General features: G+C 39.5%; 23 protein-coding genes and 3 pseudogenes. 11 read left to right on the top strand and 15 right to left on the bottom strand.

The genetic code is table 11. The features are described 5' to 3' along the window. Positions 1-3: 3 nt before the first annotated feature. Positions 4-900, bottom strand: a complete 897-nt coding sequence (locus VSA01S_RS05350; protein WP_039983475.1) for a metal ABC transporter substrate-binding protein — start codon at positions 898-900, stop codon at positions 4-6. A 189-nt stretch (positions 901-1,089) separates the two neighbouring features. Here VSA01S_RS05350 and VSA01S_RS05345 point away from each other — a divergent pair, with 189 nt between their 5' ends. Beyond that, positions 1,090-1,359 (top strand): hypothetical protein, encoded by a 270-nt coding sequence (locus tag VSA01S_RS05345; RefSeq protein WP_039983476.1) that lies wholly within the window; start codon positions 1,090-1,092, stop codon positions 1,357-1,359. A 281-nt stretch (positions 1,360-1,640) separates the two neighbouring features. Here VSA01S_RS05345 and VSA01S_RS05340 read toward each other — a convergent pair whose 3' ends face one another. Together VSA01S_RS05340 and VSA01S_RS05335 are read right to left on the bottom strand one after the other, a co-directional pair. Beyond that, positions 1,641-3,245: an ABC transporter ATP-binding protein gene (locus tag VSA01S_RS05340; RefSeq protein WP_039983477.1), complete on the bottom strand. Its 1,605-nt coding sequence runs from the start codon at positions 3,243-3,245 to the stop codon at positions 1,641-1,643. 21 nt (positions 3,246-3,266) lie between these two features. Next, entirely contained in the window at positions 3,267-3,752 is a 486-nt protein-coding gene (locus VSA01S_RS05335; protein ID WP_039983478.1) for a hypothetical protein, read from the bottom strand. Positions 3,753-3,826: 74 nt separating this feature from the next. Between VSA01S_RS05335 and VSA01S_RS20260 the strand changes: the two are divergent. Together VSA01S_RS20260 and VSA01S_RS05325 are read left to right on the top strand one after the other, a co-directional pair. Continuing rightward, positions 3,827-4,264 (top strand): annotated as a pseudogene (locus tag VSA01S_RS20260) (DoxX family protein); the annotation flags it as partial. Between the two features lie 19 nt (positions 4,265-4,283). Beyond that, positions 4,284-4,883 carry a pentapeptide repeat-containing protein gene (locus VSA01S_RS05325; RefSeq protein WP_039983479.1) on the top strand — a complete coding sequence of 200 codons (600 nt, stop codon included), beginning with the start codon at positions 4,284-4,286 and terminating at the stop codon, positions 4,881-4,883. 178 nt (positions 4,884-5,061) lie between these two features. Here the strand turns inward: VSA01S_RS05325 and VSA01S_RS05320 are convergent. Next, positions 5,062-5,327 (bottom strand): annotated as a pseudogene (locus VSA01S_RS05320) (IS5/IS1182 family transposase); the annotation flags it as partial. A 412-nt stretch (positions 5,328-5,739) separates the two neighbouring features. Between VSA01S_RS05320 and VSA01S_RS05315 the strand changes: the two are divergent. Genes VSA01S_RS05315 through VSA01S_RS05295 form a run of 5 tightly spaced genes read left to right on the top strand, consistent with a single transcriptional unit; the run spans position 5,740 to position 9,174 of the window. After that, a complete protein-coding gene (locus tag VSA01S_RS05315) occupies positions 5,740-6,696 on the top strand; it encodes an MBL fold metallo-hydrolase (RefSeq protein ID WP_039983480.1) in 957 nt (318 codons plus the stop codon). After that, positions 6,686-7,000, top strand: a complete 315-nt coding sequence (locus tag VSA01S_RS05310) for a hypothetical protein (RefSeq protein ID WP_039983481.1) — start codon at positions 6,686-6,688, stop codon at positions 6,998-7,000. The genes VSA01S_RS05315 and VSA01S_RS05310 overlap by 11 nt, the downstream gene beginning before the upstream one ends. Next, the gene (locus VSA01S_RS05305; protein WP_039983482.1) at positions 6,988-7,854 is read left to right on the top strand and encodes an MbnB/TglH/ChrH family RiPP precursor modification enzyme; all 867 of its coding nucleotides are present in this window, start codon (positions 6,988-6,990) and stop codon (positions 7,852-7,854) included. The genes VSA01S_RS05310 and VSA01S_RS05305 overlap by 13 nt, the downstream gene beginning before the upstream one ends. Further along, a complete protein-coding gene (locus VSA01S_RS05300) occupies positions 7,847-8,578 on the top strand; it encodes an HvfC/BufC family peptide modification chaperone (RefSeq protein WP_039983483.1) in 732 nt (243 codons plus the stop codon). The genes VSA01S_RS05305 and VSA01S_RS05300 overlap by 8 nt, the downstream gene beginning before the upstream one ends. Next, complete coding sequence (locus VSA01S_RS05295) at positions 8,575-9,174, top strand: HvfX family Cu-binding RiPP maturation protein (RefSeq protein ID WP_039983484.1); 600 nt, start codon at positions 8,575-8,577, stop codon at positions 9,172-9,174. The genes VSA01S_RS05300 and VSA01S_RS05295 overlap by 4 nt, the downstream gene beginning before the upstream one ends. Positions 9,175-9,326: 152 nt before the next feature. On the opposite strand, the gene VSA01S_RS05290 is transcribed toward VSA01S_RS05295, so the two are convergent. The 4 genes from VSA01S_RS05290 to VSA01S_RS05275 form a co-directional block, all read right to left on the bottom strand. Continuing rightward, positions 9,327-10,334, bottom strand: a complete 1,008-nt coding sequence (locus VSA01S_RS05290) for a tetratricopeptide repeat protein (RefSeq protein ID WP_039983486.1) — start codon at positions 10,332-10,334, stop codon at positions 9,327-9,329. Positions 10,335-10,453: 119 nt separating this feature from the next. Continuing rightward, positions 10,454-10,924: a GNAT family N-acetyltransferase gene (locus tag VSA01S_RS05285; protein ID WP_050567477.1), complete on the bottom strand. Its 471-nt coding sequence runs from the start codon at positions 10,922-10,924 to the stop codon at positions 10,454-10,456. Between the two features lie 136 nt (positions 10,925-11,060). Beyond that, entirely contained in the window at positions 11,061-12,353 is a 1,293-nt protein-coding gene (locus VSA01S_RS05280; protein WP_039983487.1) for a DEAD/DEAH box helicase, read from the bottom strand. A gap of 202 nt (positions 12,354-12,555) precedes the next feature. Next, entirely contained in the window at positions 12,556-13,536 is a 981-nt protein-coding gene (locus VSA01S_RS05275) for a CobW family GTP-binding protein (protein WP_039983488.1), read from the bottom strand. A gap of 163 nt (positions 13,537-13,699) precedes the next feature. Between VSA01S_RS05275 and VSA01S_RS05270 the strand changes: the two genes are divergently transcribed. After that, positions 13,700-13,948 (top strand): hypothetical protein, encoded by a 249-nt coding sequence (locus VSA01S_RS05270; protein ID WP_039983489.1) that lies wholly within the window; start codon positions 13,700-13,702, stop codon positions 13,946-13,948. Positions 13,949-14,038: 90 nt separating this feature from the next. On the opposite strand, the pseudogene VSA01S_RS05265 reads toward VSA01S_RS05270, so the two are convergent. The 4 genes and pseudogenes from VSA01S_RS05265 to VSA01S_RS05250 all read right to left on the bottom strand — a co-directional run. Further along, positions 14,039-14,151: pseudogene (locus tag VSA01S_RS05265) on the bottom strand (putative quorum-sensing-regulated virulence factor); the annotation flags it as partial. 354 nt (positions 14,152-14,505) lie between these two features. Continuing rightward, entirely contained in the window at positions 14,506-14,991 is a 486-nt protein-coding gene (locus tag VSA01S_RS05260; protein WP_039983491.1) for a hypothetical protein, read from the bottom strand. A gap of 132 nt (positions 14,992-15,123) precedes the next feature. Continuing rightward, positions 15,124-15,270 carry a hypothetical protein gene (locus VSA01S_RS19940; RefSeq protein ID WP_158000797.1) on the bottom strand — a complete coding sequence of 49 codons (147 nt, stop codon included), beginning with the start codon at positions 15,268-15,270 and terminating at the stop codon, positions 15,124-15,126. Between the two features lie 9 nt (positions 15,271-15,279). Further along, positions 15,280-15,750, bottom strand: coding sequence for a hypothetical protein (locus VSA01S_RS05250; protein ID WP_050567478.1), 471 nt, complete (start codon positions 15,748-15,750; stop codon positions 15,280-15,282). A 1,752-nt stretch (positions 15,751-17,502) separates the two neighbouring features. On the opposite strand from VSA01S_RS05250, the gene VSA01S_RS05245 reads away from it, so the two are divergent. Continuing rightward, positions 17,503-18,609, top strand: coding sequence for a DSD1 family PLP-dependent enzyme (locus tag VSA01S_RS05245; protein WP_039983494.1), 1,107 nt, complete (start codon positions 17,503-17,505; stop codon positions 18,607-18,609). Here the strand turns inward: VSA01S_RS05245 and VSA01S_RS05240 are convergent. From VSA01S_RS05240 to accD, 3 genes are all read right to left on the bottom strand, one after another. After that, entirely contained in the window at positions 18,606-18,935 is a 330-nt protein-coding gene (locus VSA01S_RS05240) for a helix-turn-helix transcriptional regulator (RefSeq protein ID WP_039983496.1), read from the bottom strand. The genes VSA01S_RS05245 and VSA01S_RS05240 overlap by 4 nt on opposite strands. Positions 18,936-19,019: 84 nt before the next feature. Further along, positions 19,020-19,202 (bottom strand): hypothetical protein, encoded by a 183-nt coding sequence (locus tag VSA01S_RS05235; protein ID WP_147052674.1) that lies wholly within the window; start codon positions 19,200-19,202, stop codon positions 19,020-19,022. Between the two features lie 648 nt (positions 19,203-19,850). After that, entirely contained in the window at positions 19,851-20,717 is an 867-nt protein-coding gene (gene accD / locus VSA01S_RS05230) for an acetyl-CoA carboxylase, carboxyltransferase subunit beta (protein ID WP_039983499.1), read from the bottom strand. 119 nt (positions 20,718-20,836) lie between these two features. Between accD and VSA01S_RS05225 the strand changes: the two genes are divergently transcribed. Beyond that, the gene (locus VSA01S_RS05225; RefSeq protein ID WP_039983501.1) at positions 20,837-21,736 is read left to right on the top strand and encodes a LysR family transcriptional regulator; all 900 of its coding nucleotides are present in this window, start codon (positions 20,837-20,839) and stop codon (positions 21,734-21,736) included. Positions 21,737-22,185 lie beyond the last annotated feature (449 nt).

The following is a 22,185-nucleotide window of genomic DNA, read 5'->3' as shown; positions in this document are numbered from 1 at the left end:
AACCTAATCGAGTAAATTAAGTCCATTTGCTACTTTTTCGGACGTCACCGTTAATAAATCTAAATAAGTTGGTACTGGGCCATCGGTTGTTGAGAGAGAATCAACAAAAAGTTCACCTCCATATTTTGCCCCTGTTTCTCTTGCTACTTGCTTTGCTGGTGATGTATTTACCGTCGATTCACAAAATACAACCGGAATATGGTTGGTATTAACCCCATCAATCACCGAGCGAACTTGTTGAGGCGTTCCAACTTGATCGGCATTCATTGGCCAGAGGTAAAGTTCTTTAAGACCAAAGTCTTTAGCCAGATAACTAAATGCTCCCTCACACGTCACTAGCCATCGACCAGAATCGGGAATATGCGTAATCAGCTCTCTTAAAGGCTCGATGGCTGTACGTAGCTTTTCTTTATACTTCTTGCCATTTGCTACATAAATTGCTGTGTTGTCTGGATCTTGTTGTGTAAATGCTTTAACAATATTATCGATGTAGATAAACGCGTTATCTAATCCCATCCACGCATGAGGGTTAGGTTTTCCTTGATAAGATCCTGAGGTAATAGGGATCGGTTCAATACCTTGTGTCAGAGTAACAGCAGGTATATCCTTCAGATTGGATAGAAACTGTTCAAACCATAGCTCCAAATTCATACCATTCCAAAGAATCAAATCAGCATCTGATGCTCGAACAATATCTTGCGGCGTGGGTTCATATCCATGAATTTCGGCACCGGGCTTTGTTACAGATACAACTTCAGCTACGTCACCAGCGACATTTGCAGCCATATCAGCGATGACAGTAAATGTTGTAACCACTTTCATTTTCTTTTCGCTGGCCTCAGCAGGAAACAACACAAACAAGAGAACTGAAACATACGCTGCTAGCTTAAACCTGCTCATACATATCTCCTCTTAAATTGGACGTTTGTTCACTCTACGTAATTTCAATAGAGACTCCACTTTTTGATATTAATTCTCATTTGCATTAACGTTAAATCAACCCATTATTTTTTGCAACACTTAAATAGACCGTTGTGTCTGGAACTCTGTAGATGATTTCTCTGCTTCTGTTGACTCTATACCTCCAAAATGCATCAATCGTTCCCTTTTGAAAAACCTTTACGAGGTTCCCAATATAAACTTAGCGTAGAAGCAACAGCTTTAGGTCGTTTTGTTATTTTGACTGTAATATTTATGGCATGGAAGGCGAACGGTAGAGAACTAAAAACCTTTGGGGAAGGCCCTGATATTAATGGACCGGAACCTGGTCTCGAAAAGCCAGTAGACAAAGATTTAAATAATATTTTAGTGAAAATTTATAGCTGTATTAACGATGAGAATAAGGTTGGTTTTATATAAGCGTTGTCCATATAGCTTTGATAAAGATGATCGTACAAGTGATTAAACATTAGATTTTGCTACTAAACTAAGTTTCACTTATGCTGATTTCTACAGCTAATTGGCCTATAGCTGGAGTGTATCAGTTAATTACCAATTTTAATTAGTTCTGTAACAACATAATGAAAAGCACCTTAAATTATAAGGAACTTTTCATTCTTAGAATATATTTTATCCCGTTGTTTAAAAAGCATTGCACAAAAAGATAATGCGGATAACGTACTTTTTAGAATTTGACTTTTCTAATCTAGGTCAAATGAAGCTTCTATGAGCTTTTTAGTGTAATCACTTCTTGGTGAATAAAATATGTCATCTGCCGTCCCTTCTTCCATCACTTGCCCTTTTTGCATCACTAAAACTCGATCGGAGAGCGCTTTAACGACACTAAGATCATGGCTGATAAATAAAAAACCAATATTATGTTCTTTTTGAATATCTTTAAGTAAGTCGATAACTGTAAGTTGTACTGACCTATCTAGCGCAGAGGTTGGTTCATCTAATAGTATAAATGATGGCTCCAATATTAGCGCACGAGCAATAGCAATGCGTTGACGCTGTCCTCCTGAGAACTCGTGGGGATAACGGTTTATCGAATTAGTATCAAGACGAACTTCATTTAAAGCTTTACGTGCACGCTCCATCCTTTCAGAATGAGTGAGTTGAGGCTGATGCACACTCAAGCCTTCGGTGATGATATCTCCAACGGTCATACGGGGAGATAATGAGCCGTAAGGATCTTGAAAGACCATCTGGACGTCTTTTTTAAGAGCAAAACGTTCTTTATTTGAAAGTTTTGAAATATTTTTTCCTTTAAAGGAAATGTCACCAGAAGAAGGCAGTAAACCAATAAGAGCACGTCCAAGCGTTGATTTTCCAGAACCTGATTCCCCAACAATACCTAGTGTTTCACCTTGTTTTAGTTCAAGAGAAATGCCCTTTACAGCCTCAAAATATTCATTTTTAGCTGGAATAAAATGGCTCTTAATCAAAAAGTTGACTCTAATATTTTCTGCTCTAAGTAACGAGAGTGCGTTGGAGTCAATAGGCTCCTTCCCACCTTTGGGTATTGAATTAATCAACATTTGTGTATATTCATGTTGAGGGTCAGCAAACAAGTCACCACATAGCCCCTCTTCAACTACATCCCCTTTACACATCACTATCACTCTATCTGCAAGATGCTTTACGACCCCAAGATCATGAGTAATGAATAAGATCGCCATTCCCATTTGTTGTTGGATATCTTTTATAAGGTTAAGTACTTCAGCTTGTACCGTAACATCGAGTGCTGTTGTCGGCTCATCAGCAATCAAAATATCCGGTTCGTTAATAAGAGCCATGGCAATCATGATCCGTTGAAGCTGACCGCCAGAAAATTCATGCGGATACTTACTATAGGCATGTTTTGGATCGGTTAAGTGGACCAAATTAAAAAGATCTAATACTTTTTGCTTTGCCTTAGCAGTTGAAACAGAGCGGTGACACATAATGGCTTCTGCAACTTGGATACCCACTCGCATAAATGGATTAAGTGATGTCATAGGCTCTTGAAAAATCATGCCAATACGATCACCACGAATGCCTTCCATTTTTTTCTCTGACAGGTTAAGTAAATGTTTACCTTCAAAGATAATCTGTGATTCTTTATCGATAATGGCATTTTGGGGCAATAATTGCATTATGGCATTTGTGGAAACCGATTTACCACTTCCCGATTCCCCCACAATTGCCAGAGTTTCATTTTGGAACAACTCAAAATTGACATTTTTAACAGCATCAGAGATGCCATCATTGGTTGTAAAACTGACCGAGAGGTTCTTGACCTCAAGAAGCGGCATCTGCGTCATTTTAAATCCTTTTATCAATTTTTAATGGAAGCAAGCAAATACACCACCATGATCCTTCAAAACAGAAAAATGATGATGCGCTTTAAGAATATGTTTAAATTCAATTATCCACTGAGCATTCTTTTGTGTATTACAAAATGCATCAATATGTGACAACAATTTGTTACAACTATCGTCCAAGATTAGCTTTGTATCCTGCACTATTTGAGTTGACTCCACGGATATAAACTGAAGAAGGGCATAACTTTGATTAAGTAAATCGAAAACTTTTTGGTACTGACCCAACTTATTCAGTATCTCTGACTGTGATGTGGCGGCATCTGTAAAGCCTCTAATTAAACAACCAAACTGACAAGGCTTTAAAGTGTCATTATTCAATGCATTATAAATATGACTGGGCAGATGTATAAGAACTTGTTCATATAACCTTTGGGCTTCAGACCAATGACCTTGTTCTAAAAATTGTTCTGCTTCTAAGTAACCAACCCAACATTTTTGTAAATCCATTTGCGTTCTACTCCACAAGGTTTTTGCTCTTACATTTTAAAAGCAATCAAGATGATATTGCAAATGGTTATCGTTTAGATTTGCAGGAAGCGCGATTTCTAACGTTTCTTGCCGCAGGTACGGAATTTCTGGCCGTATTTGTATCGCGTTGGGTTTGTTTACCCGAGTGATGTCGATTCCGATGATTTTCTTGATGAGCGTTGCGAGTGCACAGGAAAGACGGTTAGGATGCCATCGCCACTAACAGCATGGAGACAACGGTCCGTTTGAACAGCTTTATTGAATGGATAGCAACACACTGCCCCGCTCGATACAACTGCACCACCGAATTAAGTGACCCTGTAACGCCAAACAATGGTATGAAGTTCGCAGCCACTTACTTTGTGATGTTTACCTGTATACCATTTTTTGTACAAAGCGACTTTAAAAATACCCCAAATACTGTTTATAAAAACAGCACATTAAGTTATTATAGGCAAATAAGACCCATCGAGATTAGCGGGTGTGGTTAATAAAAGGAATCAAAGCGGTATGAAAAAAATCACTAATGATGAGCAATATTTTGATGATAATTTTGAAAAACTCACGTTATTAAGCCAACAATATAGTAATGCTGTGTTCGAAGATTGCTATTTTAAAGATTGTGATTTCTCTGAATCGACGTTCACTCATTGCAAGTTTATCGATTGTGAATTTCATAACTGTAACTTCAGCTTAGCTAATTTTTCAAATTCCAAACTGTATACGCTGAAATTTTATGATTGTAAATTAATTGGGATAGATTGGACTAAAGTGAGCTGGGCTGAGTACCACTTAGATTATGAGTTAAGCTTTACACGCTGCATCATGAACGATTCTTCATTCTTTGGCTTAAAGATGCACGAGTTAAATTTTGATGAATGTAAGCTACACGATACTGACTTTCGAGAAGGTGACTATACTGATTCATCAATGACTTATTGTAACTTTAGACATGCCCTATTTATGCGAACTAATTTACAAGATGTCGATTTCAGCCACTCTGAAGACTATAGAATTGATGTGTTGGAAAATAATATAAAAGGTGCCAAGTTCTCGCGTTTTGAAGCATTAAATTTACTTGATAGTTTGGGCATCGAATTAGTCGATTAAACATCATTGATGAGATCTAAGGCCGTCTCACTGAACACAGCAGCTTGTCGTCACTCGAGTATAAAAACGGTGTCAATAAAAATGGCCTAACTTCGATTAATATCAAAGTTTGTAGCGTAGCGTTTGATCGGCAGTAAAGCCGAAAGATGAGCCCCATTTTGGTTAATTTTCATCCAATTCAGCAAGTTTTAGGCATACCAAGCCACGTAAGCTTATTTAACGCTTTAATCATCGCGTAAGTTTCACCAACTTGTGCGTTGTAATTTCTTAGACTTAACTGTCCACTAAGCAACTGCTTCACTCGATACATTACATTACCGTTTCAGATATTGACCTTTTGTGGTAACCATAGCGCTCTTTCCAGTGCTTGTTCGAGCCATATAACCTTTGGCAGCCAACCGCTAAGTTTCTCGGATGACCTCATTCCCAGAATACCGCCTCCTCGCCTGTTTTGCTTGCCTTGTTTCCACTCTCTTATCGCTTCTTTATCAATCCAAAACATCAGAGAATCGCAGTTGATGAGAACTTGATTGTATTGCTTCCAGTTAGTTGTTTTGTAACGTGGTTTAGGCATGAGACTACAGACTTTAATGAATGTAGCCGATCAGATCGTAAGCTTTGGATTTAATTCCATCGATTTACGCAACAAAGCCCTGAAGTATAAAAATAAATTATGTTCAATTTACTTGAACAGATCTTAAAAATTACTGGATATAACTAACCGTTCATATTGGATACCTTATGACCGTGCTTTGACGGACATCAAAAACAAATCGTTTTTCCTGCCTCTTCAACACTTCTTTGGATACTTAGTCAAAGGAAACAATAAGAAAAAATTAAATTATAGGTATAGAATATGATGCAGCCTTTAAAAACGTTAGTGCTAGCTCTGGGATTATCGCTTGGAACCGCCAACAGTTACGCACTCTCTCTCGAACCGCTCGACAAAAATTTTACTTTGCAGCTCCTTGGCTCCGGTGGACCAATTTCTGATGACCTTCGAGCATCGTCTGGTGAACTGATTTGGTGGAAAGGAAAATCACGCGTGATGATCGATGCCGGTGGTGGTGTTTATCTGCGTTTCGGTCAAGCGGGCGGCAAACTGGAAGACTTAGACTTCCTTGGTTTAAGCCACTTTCACACCGACCACGTCGCCGACGTTCCTGCCTTATTAAAAGGCGGCTACTTCTTTGACCGTCAAGATCCTCTCGATATCGCAGGCCCTAAAGCAGGCTCTGCATTTCCTAGCTTAACCGGTTACATGAAAGCGCTTTTCGACGGTGATGAAGGCGCTTACGCATACTTAAATGGTTTGTTCGATGGCAATGATGGCTTGTTCCCTGTAACCATTACCGATGTGCCATACAAAACTTCTCAAGGCACCAAGGTGTACGAGCAAGATGGGTTAACCGTATACGCACTGGGTATCCCACATGGCGACGTTCCTTGCCTCGCTTTCCGAATCGAAAGTGCCGAAGGCGTTATGGTGATTTCCGCCGACCAAAACGGCAGTAACCGTAACTTCATCGACTTCGCTAAAGGTGCGGATATTTTATTAATGCCATTGGCTATTCATGAAGAAGCCGACGAAGTCTCGTCATTTATGCACGCTAAGCCATCGGTTATCGGCAAGATCGCTGCAGAAGTGAATCCAAAACTCTTGGTCCTGAACCACTGGATGGGCTTAGGCCTAAAACTCAAACCCGCTTCCATAAAGATCGTTAAAAAGTACTACCACGGTCAAGTTATTGCTGGTCACGATTTATCTAGCTACCCAATGAGCGCCGCGAAGGAGATGTCTCATGAACAATAAACTCGCTCTATCTATTACAATGACGTCTGTTATTACTTTTAATTCAAGCTTGGCGTTTTCCGATGCACTCACCGAAGTACCGATTGCAGCTAAATCAAACTCTCAACATGGCGGTAAGTGTGCGGCTGGTAAATGTGGCACCGAGAAACGCTTTGAGAAACAAGAGTTAAAAGATGATCCACAAGGCCGTTTGGTACGCGCCCGTGATGGCAAGTGTGGTATGACTGGAGAAGGTATTAGTCCTTCTGAAGAAACCATCAAACTCACTAAAAGCAAAATCACAGGTGGTTTATGCGGGCAATAACTGATACATCAAAAGGGATTGGGCTACGCAGCGAACACGTTAATTTTCTGTGTCAGTTACCCGAGCATCCAGATATAGATTTCCTCGAATTAGCGCCAGAAAACTGGATGAATATTGGCGGTTTGAAACGTGAACAACTGCAAGACATTGCCAAATATTATCCGCTTGTCGCTCATGGCTTGAGCTTATCGATTGGTGATTGCCAACCGTTAAACGAATCTTTTATACGAGACGTCGCACGTTTTCTCGATGAATTTAATATCGACATCTATAGCGAACATCTGAGTTTCTCTAAAGACAGTAAGGGCTATTTGTATGAACTGCTTCCGATCCCTCGACATAAAGAAAACATTCCGTATTTGGTCGAACGGATTCAACGTGTGCAAGACATTATCCAGCGCCCTTTAGCGTTAGAGAACATCTCTTACTACCACGATTACGGATATGAAATACCAGAGGGCGAGTTTATCGCAGAAGTGAGTGAGCGCAGTGAATGTGAGCTGCTTATCGACATCAACAATGTGTTCGTCAACAGCCGAAATCATCATTTCTGCCCTTACGACATGCTCAGCACTTTACCAAGCGAAGCGATTCGTTATTACCACATTGCGGGTCACTTGAAAGAGCGTGACGACTTCTTGCTCGATACTCATGGTAAACCAGTGCCTGATGACGTGATTGATCTGGCTCGTTACACCTACTCAGTGCATGGTAGCAAGCCTTTGCTTCTTGAACGCGACCACAATGTGCCATCGCTGATTGTTCTGACTGAAGAGCTTCGCAGCATTCATGGCGAGATCTTGGATTTCAGCCAAATACTCGAAGTTTTGTGTAAAGAGGTACTCAATGCTTAATCCTCCGAGCAAAATGCGCGTGCAAACCGAGTCCTTAACAGCTTTGATTCGCGCACCAATGAATCAGTATGCGCTGTGTCGGTATAGAGCATTTATTCGTGACAATATTTTGGTTGTCGTTGCGAATACGTTTCCTCTATTTTCTTCGCAGCTCACTTATGAACACCTTGAACGCATTGTCGATGACTTTATGGTGATACATGGTGCCTCCGAGCCTGAGTTTCATCATATTGCTACCGAATTTGTTCAATTCTTGCAGCAGAAATTGCATCAAGATTCCAGTTCCATTTCTACCGAGCAGATGACGTTATTGGAATATGAATGGGTGGCGTTCAATGTTGAAATTGACACCTTAGTCGCGGCATTCACTCCTTCATTGAATCCAGTATGCAAAGAAAAACATGTGTTGCAACTCAATCCAACATTAAGGCTAGTCGAAGTACCTTTCTTGCTTCATCAAGACTCCGTGACATTCCTAACTGACAGGCGTCACCCTGTATTTTATGGCGTGTTTCGGAACTCACAGCATCATGTGATATCGCAAAAGCTCAGAGAAGTGGATGTCGCATTGATTCAGCTATTGCAACAACAATCAAACCTGACTCTGGCGCAACTACAACAAATAACTGCTCAGAAACTCACCAGATTCAGTTTCATGGAGTGGGCTCAACACTTCAGTGAACTAGGGCTCGTCAGCGTCCATACTTCAGGAGAAACATTATGATTAAATCTGCCCTTAATTGGTTCGACGGTCTCGTCGAGAAATGCAAAAGATACGATTTCTTAGCGTTGCTTGCGATTCGTCTCTACCTTATTCCAGTCATTTTTGTTGGCGCTCGCTCTAAGGTGTTGGGCTTCTCTGGCACCGTCACTTGGTTTGGCGCATCCACCGCAGATGGTGGGTTGAACTTACCATTTCCCGAGTTATTCGCGTTTCTTGCCGCAGGTACGGAAGTACTTGGCTGTATTTGTATCGCGTTGGGTTTGTTTACCCGAGTGATATCGATTCCGATGATTTTCTTGATGAGTGTTGCGAGCGCAATGGTGCACTGGAAACACGGTTGGGATGCCATCGCCACCAGCAACATGGAAGCAACGGTACGTTTAAATGGCTTTATTGAATGGTTAGCAACTCACTTCCCAGGTCGATACAACTACATCACCGAATTAGGTGACCCAGTGATGCTCAACAACGGTATGGAATTCGCAGCCACCTACTTTGTGATGTTGCTGGTGCTATTTTTCTACGGCGGTGGTCGCTATGTAAGTTTGGATTACTGGTTGAGACAACCTCTCTCTTACACAAGAAAGGAGCAATAAAAGGTAGGGTTAATTGCAAAATTAAGGAGATTACTGAGGTGCCTATTAAGGCACCTCATTTTGAGATCTATGCTTTGAACATAAAAAAGCGGCCCAATTACCGCCTTTCACAGATAATTAGGTGACAGAAAAAGAGTAACAACTGCTGGTGTTCACATTATCTCTTCAATTAAAGAATCTTTAAGTTTCGCAGCAGCGACAATGTTTTCTTTAGACATGTACTGCTTAACATCAGCAATGTCTTTCTCTGCATCAGGGTCTCCGTTTTCTTGCGCGATCTCAAACCAAGCAAGGGCCTTAACAAAGTCACTCCAAGTACCGTGGCCGTTTCTGTAAGCATAACCTACAGAATATTGACTGTAAGCATCCCCCTGCATGGCTGCACTCATGTAATACTTAAATGCTTTTTTAGTGTCTGTCGTTTTGAAATTACATGGCTTTTTGAATTCAGAAAAAGAATAAATATCACCCATCTTTGCATTAGAGGAGACATGTTCATCTTCTTCAATCGCTTTATTAAATAAGTTCATTGCTTTAGCACAGTTTTTTTCAACACCTTCCCCGTACAAATAAGCAATACCAAGATTATACATCGCATCTACATCACCTAAGTTTGCTGCTTTCTCAAACCAATAAGCCGATTTAGTGAAATCCTGAGCAATACCAGAGCCTTCATCATATGAAAATGCAAGCTGATACATAGCATCTGAGTATCCTGCAAGAGCAGATGCCAAGTAATAATCGTTAGCTTTTTTAAGATCTCTTGAAGTACCCTCACCATCAAAATACATTACACCTAATGAATAGAGTACATAAGGATCGTTACCTGACTCGGCTTTGTGGTACCAAAAAAGGGCTTTTTCATACTGTGCATCATCATAGTATTGATCTGCTAAACTCGTGATGGCTCTTAAATCACCAGACTGAGCCGCCTTCTTTAGGTATTTGTAACCATGTTGTGCATTTTCTTCATACATTGAGCGGTGAATCAAAAGCTCAGCAGCCTGTATCAGTAATTCGTTATCACTGGAGTTTTCAGCTTGCTCTAAAAGTATCAACTCTTCATCTTCAAAAGCTTCTATTTCTAGATTGTATGCAAGTGCATTCGCTGACAAGAGCAGAGATACTGATGTTAACAATGTATAACTTTGCTTTATCATTTTATGTATTCCTTAAATTGGGAGAGGCATCCAAAACAGCAGCAACAATAAAGCATTAAAAAGGTAATTTTTCAAAAAATAAAACAAAATACAGACTAAAATATCGACAGATTTAAAATTTAGTTATTAATTTCTAGCGACATAGGAATATCGATCATGCCCTCCCGGTTCCGAATACCAGCTACACGCTTAAAACCAAATTTAAGGTACACATTTTCTGCATTCAGTGCTGAGTTTGTAGTAAAAAAGCCACTATTACCGTTCTGAAGAGAGACTTCTTTAACGGCTTGCCAAAGAGTTCGTGAAAGCCCTTTTCCTTGGTATTTATCGTCGATAAATAAATGAAATAAGTGCTGATAACCTCTAATACCTGCAACGCCTACAACGTTATTTTTAGGAGAAACCGCAACCATATAGAAATAATTGCCAGTCAAATAAGAGTGAACGCTTTCTTCTGACATTGACTGAAGTAAAACTTGATGGACAGAAGGTTCACAAGTTGGACACACATATTTCTTGGTTAGATGGGTAAGTAATTCACTGATGGCTTTTATATCCGTGAGTTCCGCTTTACGAATAGTAATACTCATTCTCTGCTCCTATTATTGTTGTTATGCCCAAGTGACCTCCAGGTGCTTGATGAAGAGCGAGGTTACTTGGGTATCAGCATGAGATTATAAGAAAACAATTGAGGCGCCAATAGGCGCCTCAAGTTTCAATTCAATGTTATTTAGAGTCTCGTCGTGCTTTTAAACGCTTCATCATCGCTAATCGGCGCTCTGCTGAACCTTGATCGGTTGCTGACTGATTCGGGTTATTACGTCGCCCTTGGCGTTGTTTAAACGCGGGTTTAGAGTTGAGTTTTTCGATGTATGAATCACGCTGTTTTGGCTCGTAACCAGCCAGCTCTATACGACGAATACGCTGCTGGATTAAGTTTTCAACCTGAACAACCGTCAACTCTTCTTCACGATTGACAAAAGAAACTGCGTGTCCTTGCTTGCCAGCACGCCCTGTTCTTCCAATACGGTGAACATAATCTTCAGCTAAGAATGGCATGTCGTAGTTCACCACATGTGGCAGGTCTTCAATGTCTAAGCCTCGGGCTGCGACGTCCGTCGCCACCATTACGCGAGCTTGACCATTTTTGAACTCATCAAGCGCCCTACGTCTTGCACTTTGTGCTCTATCACCATGGCAAAGTACCGCCTTAATGCCATCGAGCTTTAACTCCTTAACCACTTCATTCGCTGTTTCTTTATAATTGACGAACACCAGCACTTGCTGCCAGTTTTTGCGCCCAATTAGCTCTGAAAGTAGCTCTGTTTTACGCTCTTGATCAACAGGATAAAGCACATGAGCAATCGTGTGAGCGGTCGTATTTGCACGCTCGACTTCAATACGCTTTGGTTTACGTAAAATATCTTTAGCCAGCAGATTGAGTTGGCTTGACGTTGTCGCTGAAAACATCATGATCTGAGGATCTGTTTCCACTTCCATCATGATTTTACGTACGGCATGAATAAAGCCCATATCTAAAATTCTATCGGCTTCATCAAATACAAGAAACTCAAGTTGAGCGACAGACACATTACCTTGCTCTATGTGTTCTTGCAGCCTACCCGGCGTAGCAACAAGGATATCAACGCCATTTTCTAGCGCTGAAACTTGTGATGACATCTTACGTCCACCAAAAATTGCTGCCACAGAAAGCTGCGTGTATTTGGTATACGCCTTGATGTTATCTGCGATTTGTTCCGCCAGCTCACGTGTAGGTGCCATGATCAATGCGCGAGTTGTCTTACGAGAGACTCGGCGTGCAGAATCTAATAAACGCTGGATCATGGGTAGCGAAAACGCAGCAGTCTTACCTGTTCCTGTTTGCGCAGTAGCTAGAATATCATGGCCTTTACGCGCCATTGGAATCGCCTTTTGTTGTATTGGCGTTAACTTCTCATAACCGCATTCCGTTAGTGCTTTAACGACTTCTGGCGCAAAACCTTGAGATGAAAATGACATTAGGCGTATTCCTTAAACAAATCTTGAGATAACGTTATTCCTAAAAAAACAATATCTCTGAGTTAGATGATCTTTAAACAACTTTAAATGTTGGCCGAGCACTATACCCGAATTTGAGGGTTATATCTCACTTTTTTAGCGAAACACGTCTAATCACCCTACTCGCTCGCCTAACAGTGCTCAATCAACCTCACAACACGCTTTAGAGACCGCATAACTGCAATAAAATCTTCTCAAGTTGATCCCAAGGCATTAATTGACTGTCGATCACTTCAAATCGCGACTCAAAACCTTCTAGGCTGATTTCGTTCACCGATACCACACCATTTACGGAATTAAACGCAAAACAACCACGCTCTGTATTAACCACCGCTTTTACACGTTCCGCAGTCAATGCCGATAACATTGAGAAAAACTGGTCAAAGTCAAACTGATATTCAGCACCAAATATCCAACCACAGCTGTAATGTCCTTGGCCTTGGTTTTCTTTACGTAAATAAGCCTGACCTGGAGGTAATTGAAACTGTGGCTCATCCTCAGCATGCGCTTTATGGTGAGATTCAATATTTGAAGATGCACTGCCCTGTTGTCGATTAAGATCAAGTACATCTGCTGGTAGCTGCCCATCTTGTGACAATTGGCTGTATATCTTGGCTGGCGATTGAACGGATACCCACTGATTAAAAACTTCAATATCATCAGGTTGGCAAAGATCCACTTTATTACCGACGACCACATCAGCACTTTCTAATTGGGAAATGAAGTTTTGATTAGAAGTGTATTTCTCTTGGCTCAAATGTCGAGGGTCGACCAAGGCCACCGTCGCCTTGAGGTCAACATAAGGTAAGTATTGGTCAGATAATAAGGTGGCAATAATTTGCTTAGGGTGACCTAAACCTGTTGGCTCAATTAATAGACGATCAGGTTGCTGACGCAGCAAGGCCGTAATGCCTACCGATGTGGGAACACCAGCAGTACAGCACATACACCCACCAGGAACCTCTTTGATTAATGCGCCTTGATCCGTCATCATCGCGCCATCGATACCAATCTCACCAAACTCATTCACCAATACTGCCCATTTTTCATTTTTAGGCTTATTTTTTAATAAATTAAGTATAGTTGTTGTTTTGCCAACCCCCAGAAAACCAGTCAGGATATTGGTTGGAACTCGATTTTGCATGATCACTCCAAATCTATTATTTTTTCACAATTATTCTTATGAGTTCGAAGCATACCTCTGATTTTTGTCTTCAACAAGTTATCAATAGCTACTTGGTTTATGTCAATAAGTTAGGTAGAGTAGCCGACCAGTTTAATCACTTGAAGTTCGAAGAGACTGAAAAATGAACCTTGATGAACACGTAATTGACACATTAGAGGAACTAGAAGCCTTCCTCCACATGATTGAAAGCGGCGCTCTAGGCTTAGAGAGTGTTGCCGGTGTCGCCTTGGCAACAACCAACAGCGAGGGCCGTCCATTTGTGGCTGTTTTAGATGAACAACATGAATTGGTCCTTGGACGTTGGGTATCTCAGTCTGTCTATGAAAATGGCAAAGACATCGTACGCAATGGTCCTAGGAAAAAGCACTAAACAACGAAAAAATATACGGCCATATATTACTTGAGTCTAGTTAACCGATAAGATAATAATCATCGGTTAACTAGACTTAATACAGGCCGTCTATTGGCTGATTTTTAAAGGGTTTACCACAGAATCTAGCCTTCAATTTTTAGCGCTAAGTATAATTGGAGTAGCTGGCCTAGTTCACCTTCAGGAAAGCCTTTTTTATCAAATCAATAAAAACACATTCCCTCAGTAGTTAACGTAATGCAAAGTCGCTTGGTGATCACAGAGTGTCATTGGTTGCTATAAATCATAATTGGACATTTGTGAGTTTAGAAAAATATTACATTAGCGAATCATGAATAATTACAGGTATGGCAAATAGCAAAACTGACGTGCAGGACGCACCGGATTACGTGTTGAAGCCTCTGCATTTCAAAGACCGCTCTTACCTTGAGAAAAGCATCAAGGCCGCCATCCTTCTGGAGCAGATCGCACAATTTACTTATATAGAGGCTTCGGGCTTGTTCAATACTAGGGATTTAACGTTGGCTGCGCAACGCTTAATCCTTATTTGTTATAAATCAATTCGTTTTGGTTTCGACTATAGCTGATGGCGCTTGAAAGTAATCTTGATAGAAAGCAGAATTTCCCACTTTGATACCAGCAGTGAATACCGCAATAATAAAAACAGCTGCACCTAGCCAGTGTTTCACTTCCACATGTTTAACCAACCATAATAAAGTTACCTTCTCGGGATAAGCAACACCACTGCTCTCTTGCTGTACACCTGCTTCAAGTTCGCTCGCTGTTTTTATTGTTTTACCAAAAACAATAGCTTGATTAACTATACCTATCGCTTCATTCATGTTGTTAACAGCGTCTTGCTTGCTTCCTATCCTGTACGTAACTAAAGCAGCCGATTTAGCTTGTTCAAATACACGTTCGTGCTTTTGGCTGAAGTGTAATAGTGGCTGCACTTCATCGCACCATGCTTCAAAATTTTCTATGCTGCCAAAGTTATAACCTCGGCGCTTTTGGTGCTTTTCTAATTCTTCAATAAATTCCACAAAACCTCCGTGATTTATAACGCCCGATTAAGTGGTGAGCAACGCAATACGGTGTTTCCGCACACCACCTTAATCACTAAACGCAACGCATGGTAAAAATGCCACGCGTTGCGAATCCATCTTAAAGCGTTGTTAGCTTTTTTTAGCGGGAGACTGTGTTTGTTGCTGAGCTACAGGCTTAACTTGAGGCATTCTTGAGCCAGAAGATGCTGGCGGTAGGCCTTTATCATTAACAGCTATTCTACGCTCTTGTTGACTTGAGTTTTGATTGTTCGACATGCGAACCTCCTAGTAAGATGGATAAAAATTATCAAAATAAATTTTTGCTGATGACATCGCCTTTCCCAGTAATTTTTCGTTTTCGGGTAAAGTTGAAGAACCCAGATGCTTCTGTGAAATCTGACGAATTTTTTCTTTATACTTCATTTGTAAACTATGAACTTGCTCGGAAGTGAGTTGCCCTTCAGCAACTTTAAACCACTGGCTTTCCATAGCGATAAATACACTTTCGAGTTCGTTGGACGCAGAATGGACGGCTCTAAGCCTTTTAGCATAAGGCAAATAAGGCTTAATCGCATTTACAGCTTGTGAAACCGCAATGATTGCCCCCCATACAAAAGAAAGGTGCTGCCAAATTACCCAACCTGCAATACTGCCGCTCGAAGCAATGGCCAGAAACATATTAATTGCCCGATCTATATTAATAGTTTTCTCTAGATACAGTTCCAGATAAAGTACATGCACCTTGAGTTGATCCATTTCGCGCCAATACCTTTCTTGGTACATAAATTTAGCTCGCAAATATTCATTGATTTTAATGTGGTTAATTATACATATCACAACGTCATATAAAAGAAGTTGTGTATGACTGTAAACCTTGAGTCGGTACAGTGGGATAGAAAGCTAACGCTTATTAGACGGATTTTTTCCGTAATTATATGCAATCAATAGTAACGCTAATTATATTCACGTTCAATCGAAAGCCCGTACAGCCTAATGTCTAAGGTATGAGCTTCAGAAATTGCCGAAAGTTTCCGTATAACTCCGGCGGATTCCGAGAAATACGATTTTCACCCTGATTGCACTCCAACTGAGCATGATCTTATCTTCTTTCGTTTGATTAGATTTAGTAGGGCAAACGCACGCCCCTAGATGTTGTAGAGCATTTAGTCTAAGTGATTTTGGGGCAAAAATTAGCTCTAAAGAGACTTGTAAACTCCTGCTTACCCAAACGTTAACCTATACCTTAAATTCAAAATGCTACCGCCCTTTACTTATCAGCCACGTAACACACCATCACTACTAAATTCTTGCGGCATGGAATGTACTACAAAGCGCATATCTCTGGGCTTGATTTAGATCATTAGAGTATTCAAATATTCAAGGGGGTGACTGCGTTCAGCAGTAAGCTAGAGGGAATACATAGAATGTCTTTTAGAAGGGTGTTTAGCCCCACTTCTCAGCAGAGCCATAGAGCGGAAAACACTAGGCAGGCAGAGCGAAGCCCTAGCCCCGATTGTGACACGTGACCAAGACTACGGAAAATACTCTGTTTGTATTTTATGTTAGCTTGGTTAAGCCACAGATTGAGGAAGACACGAACGAAGAGGTTCGTGAAATAAAGCAGATTCCCGGCTCTAAACATGTTCCGATAAAACTTGGACAGAAGCTGCTTAGAGTAATCACTTAAATTAGGAAAATGCGGATAACTATAGGTATGGAAAAATCGCTTAGTGAGGAGCCCTGTTTCGCAGGTTAAGTTATGTTTGCAACTCAACTTGAAACCATAATTTTAAGTCACCTTTAGCACTGATTCTACTAGTGACCAAATCACTAACAAACCAGGAGCGTTCAAATTCAAATAATACCTGATAATTACTCATAGTTTCCCTAACGTCCCAATATGGCGCTTAAATGCATGACTATAACCAGCGACAAAGAAGCGCAGCCATGCGTTTTACGTCCTAGCCATCATTGGCTTGTGAGAGCTCTCTAAAACGGAAAGCAACTCAAATTGGTCGGTCTAATTTGGCCCATAAATACCTGCCATTTGCATGTAAAAGTAACTTTGAAATATGGCACGTGGCATAAATGAATGAAAGGTGTTCAGATAGGCCTCTCAGACACATCTCCAGTTTTTGCAACAAGCTCTTTTAAGTCATTATAAAAAAGCTAAAAGAAAGGTAAGCGTCTTTATATCGACTCATTGACTTTCAAGTATCAGCACAGAGATCGCTAACTAAGGCAGCTTCTATCGAAATTAAATCACACATAATAACAGAAGAAAAAAAATCCCCATGGACAAGGAACATGGGGAAATCTTAATTAGCTATATTTTATAAAGGCTCTATATATATGTATTTTATTCATAAAACAGTGAGTCTTAAAAATAAGATAACAAGACATTGATTATCGATATCTTTTTAAGTTTGTATAGGGACAGAATGACCCTATACAAACTTAAAAAAATATATTATATAAGGTTTTAAATTAGCAAACAGGACGATTTAAATGATTTATAATCAGATAGATACACCATGCTTAATTATTGACATGGATAATATGGATTTTAACATCAAGACAATGATGAAAAAAACGCATAATCTTGGTTTAAATTTAAGACCTCATACCAAGGCACATAAGAACCCCGATATAGCCAAAGCTCAAATTCTAGCCGGTGCAAAAGGGATCTGTGTTGCAAAGTTGGGAGAAGCTGAAGTCATGGCCGACGCTGGAATCGATGATATTTTGATTACTACTCCGATTGCTGGGGAAGTAAAAACAAAACGGCTAATTTCACTTTATAAAAAAAATCCCAATGCTCGGTTTATCCAAGTTATCGATAATAAAGCTCATGCGATAGAAATAAACAAAGAAGCTGAACAAGAAAATGTCTGCGTTCAGTTATTAATTGAAGTAGAAAGCGGACAAAATCGCTGTGGAGTTGAAGTTGGCGAGGAACTACTCGATCTTATTAAGTTAATTAATTCACTAGATAACGTTAGTTATGTCGGTTTGCAAGCTTACAGCGGCCATTTACAGCACATCAAAGGGTTTGAGAGTAGAAACAACCAAGCAAGAGAAGCCGTTCTACCTTTATTTAATTATCTAAAAGAAAAGTTAATTCCAAACGGTTTTAAACCTGAGATTATAAGTGGTGGCGGTACTGGTACTTATCAGGCTTATTCAGGTTTGGAATATACTGAAATACAAGCGGGCTCATATGTTTTTATGGATTCATCATACCTATCTATTGGAGATGAAACCAATCAAGATTCAAACAATGAATTCAAAAGCGCGTTAAGTGTCATCGCAACGGTGATCAGCACTCCCACGCGAGAGCGCGCAATCATTGATGCTGGAATGAAATCCTTATCTATTGACTCAGGGATGGCAACTGTGCTCGACAACACAAATCTAATTTATCAAACAGGCGGAGACGAGCACGGCATCATTCACGCAAAGAACAAAGAGCACAATTTAAACATTGGTGATCGAATTGTGTTAGTTCCGAGTCACTGCGATACAACATTAAACAATTTTGATTTCGCATACTGTGTTAGAGAAAATAAAGTTATTAATAAAATTTGCATTGAAGGCAGAGGGCGCTCTGATTAACCAACTAACTGATGTCTAATGATATATTTAGAAGGAATGTATGTAGAAATATTGCAAGCTATACAATAATCGATTAACGACTTTCTTGTATTTGTACATGATTTATACATCATTCTTTCTATTGTTTTTCTGACTGATAAAACCGTCACACCCATACGAATACTTATTTCTTTTGTACTGTGAAATTGCATTAAAAGATACAAAACTTCCCATTCCATTTCAGTAAAAATGTCACTAGGTGGTGAAAGTGCAATAGATGAAGATTCCTTTTCTTTTTGGATCACAAGACTATCGACGTATTTCGCAGGTTCTGCCCAAAAATACACCCCGACGCACTCCTTACCTACATAGAATGGTCTTTTATGAAAAATCCACGCTTCCAGTTTTTTCTCTTTCCAAAACGGATGAATTTAAATTGATGATTTTGTTTTTAATGTTTTGGCTACCAACTGATCGTGAGCTTGAAACTCTTTTTCGAATTCATAGGTAGGGCAAGGCAGTTCGCCATCAAGCCGTCCTTCGATATTAAAACTTTCAGGTAAACACTGCATCATTTTATACGCTCGATTTACAAACACAAATCGAGATTTCAAATCTTTCACACCACACGGCTACTCGTCAGCCTCCCAGTGGTTAATCAAAATTCGAGAGATATCCATATAAACTCTTATTCGAAGAAAAATTAGGTTTTATTATTATTTATTTTCTGTAAAAGTGCACTTTCTATTTGTCAAAATTTTGGCAAAGTTTAATTAGATCTCAATTTAAAATTAAAGCATTCTTTCTCAGAGCTCTAAAGTCTCACTATACAATCGATTAAATTATTAATTAATGGAATTGTAAAAAAACATACAGAATACTGCTCCATCACCACAGCCAAGAATAGACTTTTGTAGACCAGCGACTGATAAATAAATGCCAGAGTATATTTCAGTAAACTTTTTTATAAAAGAGAATCTCGTTAAAAACTGGCTAAATACTATCTCATCAAAACCGCCGTTATTTTTCAAATCAATAGACTTAAAAAAGTAAGTAAATAATCCATGAAATTGATATTAGGTTTGGTAGGGAAAACACACGTCCTTTGAGTTGTGTAGAGTATTTGATCTAAGTGATTTTGGGGCAGAAATGAGTCAGCATAGATATTGCTGACTCTAAAAAGTTAGAGTGATCACACTTATATAGTTAGAATCTAATGAAGAAAGAGAGATTCCCATTAACATATTTGCTAAAAGTAAAAGTTAATCATCCATCATCAAAGGTGTATTAGTTAGCTTAGATAACAACCCTGCAATTCGTCTTCTTAAATCACGTCTATCCACAATCATATCTAATGCACCATGTTCGATAAGGAATTCACTTTGCTGAAAATTATCAGGCAATTTCTCACGCACTGTTTGTTCAATAACGCGGCGACCAGCTAGACCAATTCTTGCCTTTGGCTCACCAATATTAATGTCTCCAAGCATAGCTAAACTTGCAGATACGCCACCAAAAGTTTGATCTGTTAGTACCGATATGTAAGGTAAACCTGCCTTTGACAATTGACTCAAAGCAGCACTAGTTTTAGCCATTTGCATTAGAGCTATGAGAGATTCTTGCATCCTCGCTCCGCCACATGCAGAAAAACAAACTAACCCGCAATTGTTATCTAAAGCGGTATTTATAGCTTGAACAAAACGCGCCCCGACAACAGAACCCATTGTTCCAGCCATAAACGAAAACTCAAATGCACAAGCCACAACAGGAAGTCCCATAAGCTCTCCTTTTATTACCACTAATGCATCCTTTTCTCCTGTCTCTTTCTGCGCTAATGCGAGTCGCTCTGTATATCGTATTCGGTCTTTAAAATCCAATGAATCCCTTGGTTCATAATGACTTGCTATTTCAAACTTTCTATCTGTATCTAAGAAGCTATTAAGCCGGTTGCGCGCTTTCATTCTCATATGATGATTACATTTCGGGCATACTTCTAAACTTATTTCTAATGCTTTGTAGTAAAGAATATGGTTACACTGAAGACATTTTTTCCATATCCCTTCTGGTATTTCTACTTTTCGATTACTAACTGCACTTTTTCTATGTATTAGTCTTTCAAGCCAACTCATCAGTAAATCACCTTTATCTGTTTAATCATGCTATATCACATTGTATAAACCTACCTATGGTAATAAAGTGTGAATAATAGGTTAGTTAATCCAGAAAAATGGGATAATAGGTAATATTGATGCTAGATAAAATTGATCAACAATGGCTTAATAGTTTTCATTGTGTATATGAAAACATGAGTTTTAAACGTGCATCCGAATTCCTCCAGTTACCTACTTCTAATGTGAGTCGCCACATCAGTTTGCTTGAGGAGCGCCTCAATACGCGACTGTTTGATAGAACGACTCGAAAAATAGCTCCTACAACTGCTGGAGAGCACTTATATTTACTTACTCAACCATTACTGAGCAAGTTGAACAACGCACTTGAAGAGGTTACTTACCACTCTCATTCTATGACTGGTCAGCTTCGAATATTGATGCCTGATTCACCCATTTTGGCGAGTGCACTGGTGAGTTTTTGTAACAAATACCCATCTATCTCATTATGCTGTGATACAAGCCTTAGCCCAAAGGAAGATTTATTCGATGGTTTCGATATTATTTTGAAATTCCATCGTGGCTGTCTTGAAGATACAAATTTGATTGCGAGGGAAATGAAACGCTGGACAAGTGTTGTTGTCGGCTCACCTAAGTTATTAGAACTTTATCCTAAACCTTTTCATATTACCGATTTACAGCATATTCCATGTATTAGCAGTTTAACCGCACTTAATGGTTCTCCTTGGGTTTTTAGAAAAAATGACGGATATCTTACGACTCAGAAGGTAAAATCTTCTTTTAAAGTAAACAGTGGGCATCTTGCGAAGGTAGGTGCGATATCTGGTTTAGGACTTGCAATATTACCTATAGAAACGTGCCAAGATGAGATAGATTCAGGTATTTTAGAAAGGATTGAAATGGAATATCAGCCTGATGACTTAGTTTTATATGCTTTTTATGCTTCGAGAAAACATATAGCAAATAAGATTCCGATGTTCATTGAACATATGAAGCAGTACGAGCATTTTAACAGCTAAATCTAATTCAGAGTGGTATTAGTTTTATTAGTGCTAGTACAAAAATTGTAAACCTTTTTAGCTAGCACTGCTTAGATACTTAATATACGTTCATGCATAGCGTCATTAGATCACGTATGGCAAACTCAGCAGCGTAACTCATTGCTGAGTAATTGCACTAAGTAGAAAAGGAGCAGCTGAGGTTTTGGGCGCACACCTGATGTATTTTAAATTCATTATAAACTCTAAATTAAAGACAAATATGCTTTTATTTTAATCACTCAATCATATTAAAGTTTTAGTTAAAATACGGTTATTGCTAGGCTTTTTTACTATGTCGCTAGTGTAAGTGACACCTATCTTTGATTGGTATGTCTGTGTTGATTGCAGAAATTGAATAAGGGCACTGGTTACGTCGTGATGAGGAAACTGAGGGTGCAAGAGAGATCCGCCTTACTCAATGAACTCTT

It is taken from the genome of Vibrio sagamiensis NBRC 104589 (assembly GCF_007990935.1).
GTDB lineage: Bacteria > Pseudomonadota > Gammaproteobacteria > Enterobacterales > Vibrionaceae > Vibrio > Vibrio sagamiensis.
The sequence above is the reverse complement of the archived record's forward strand: the minus strand, read 5'-3'. Positions and strand labels throughout refer to the sequence as shown.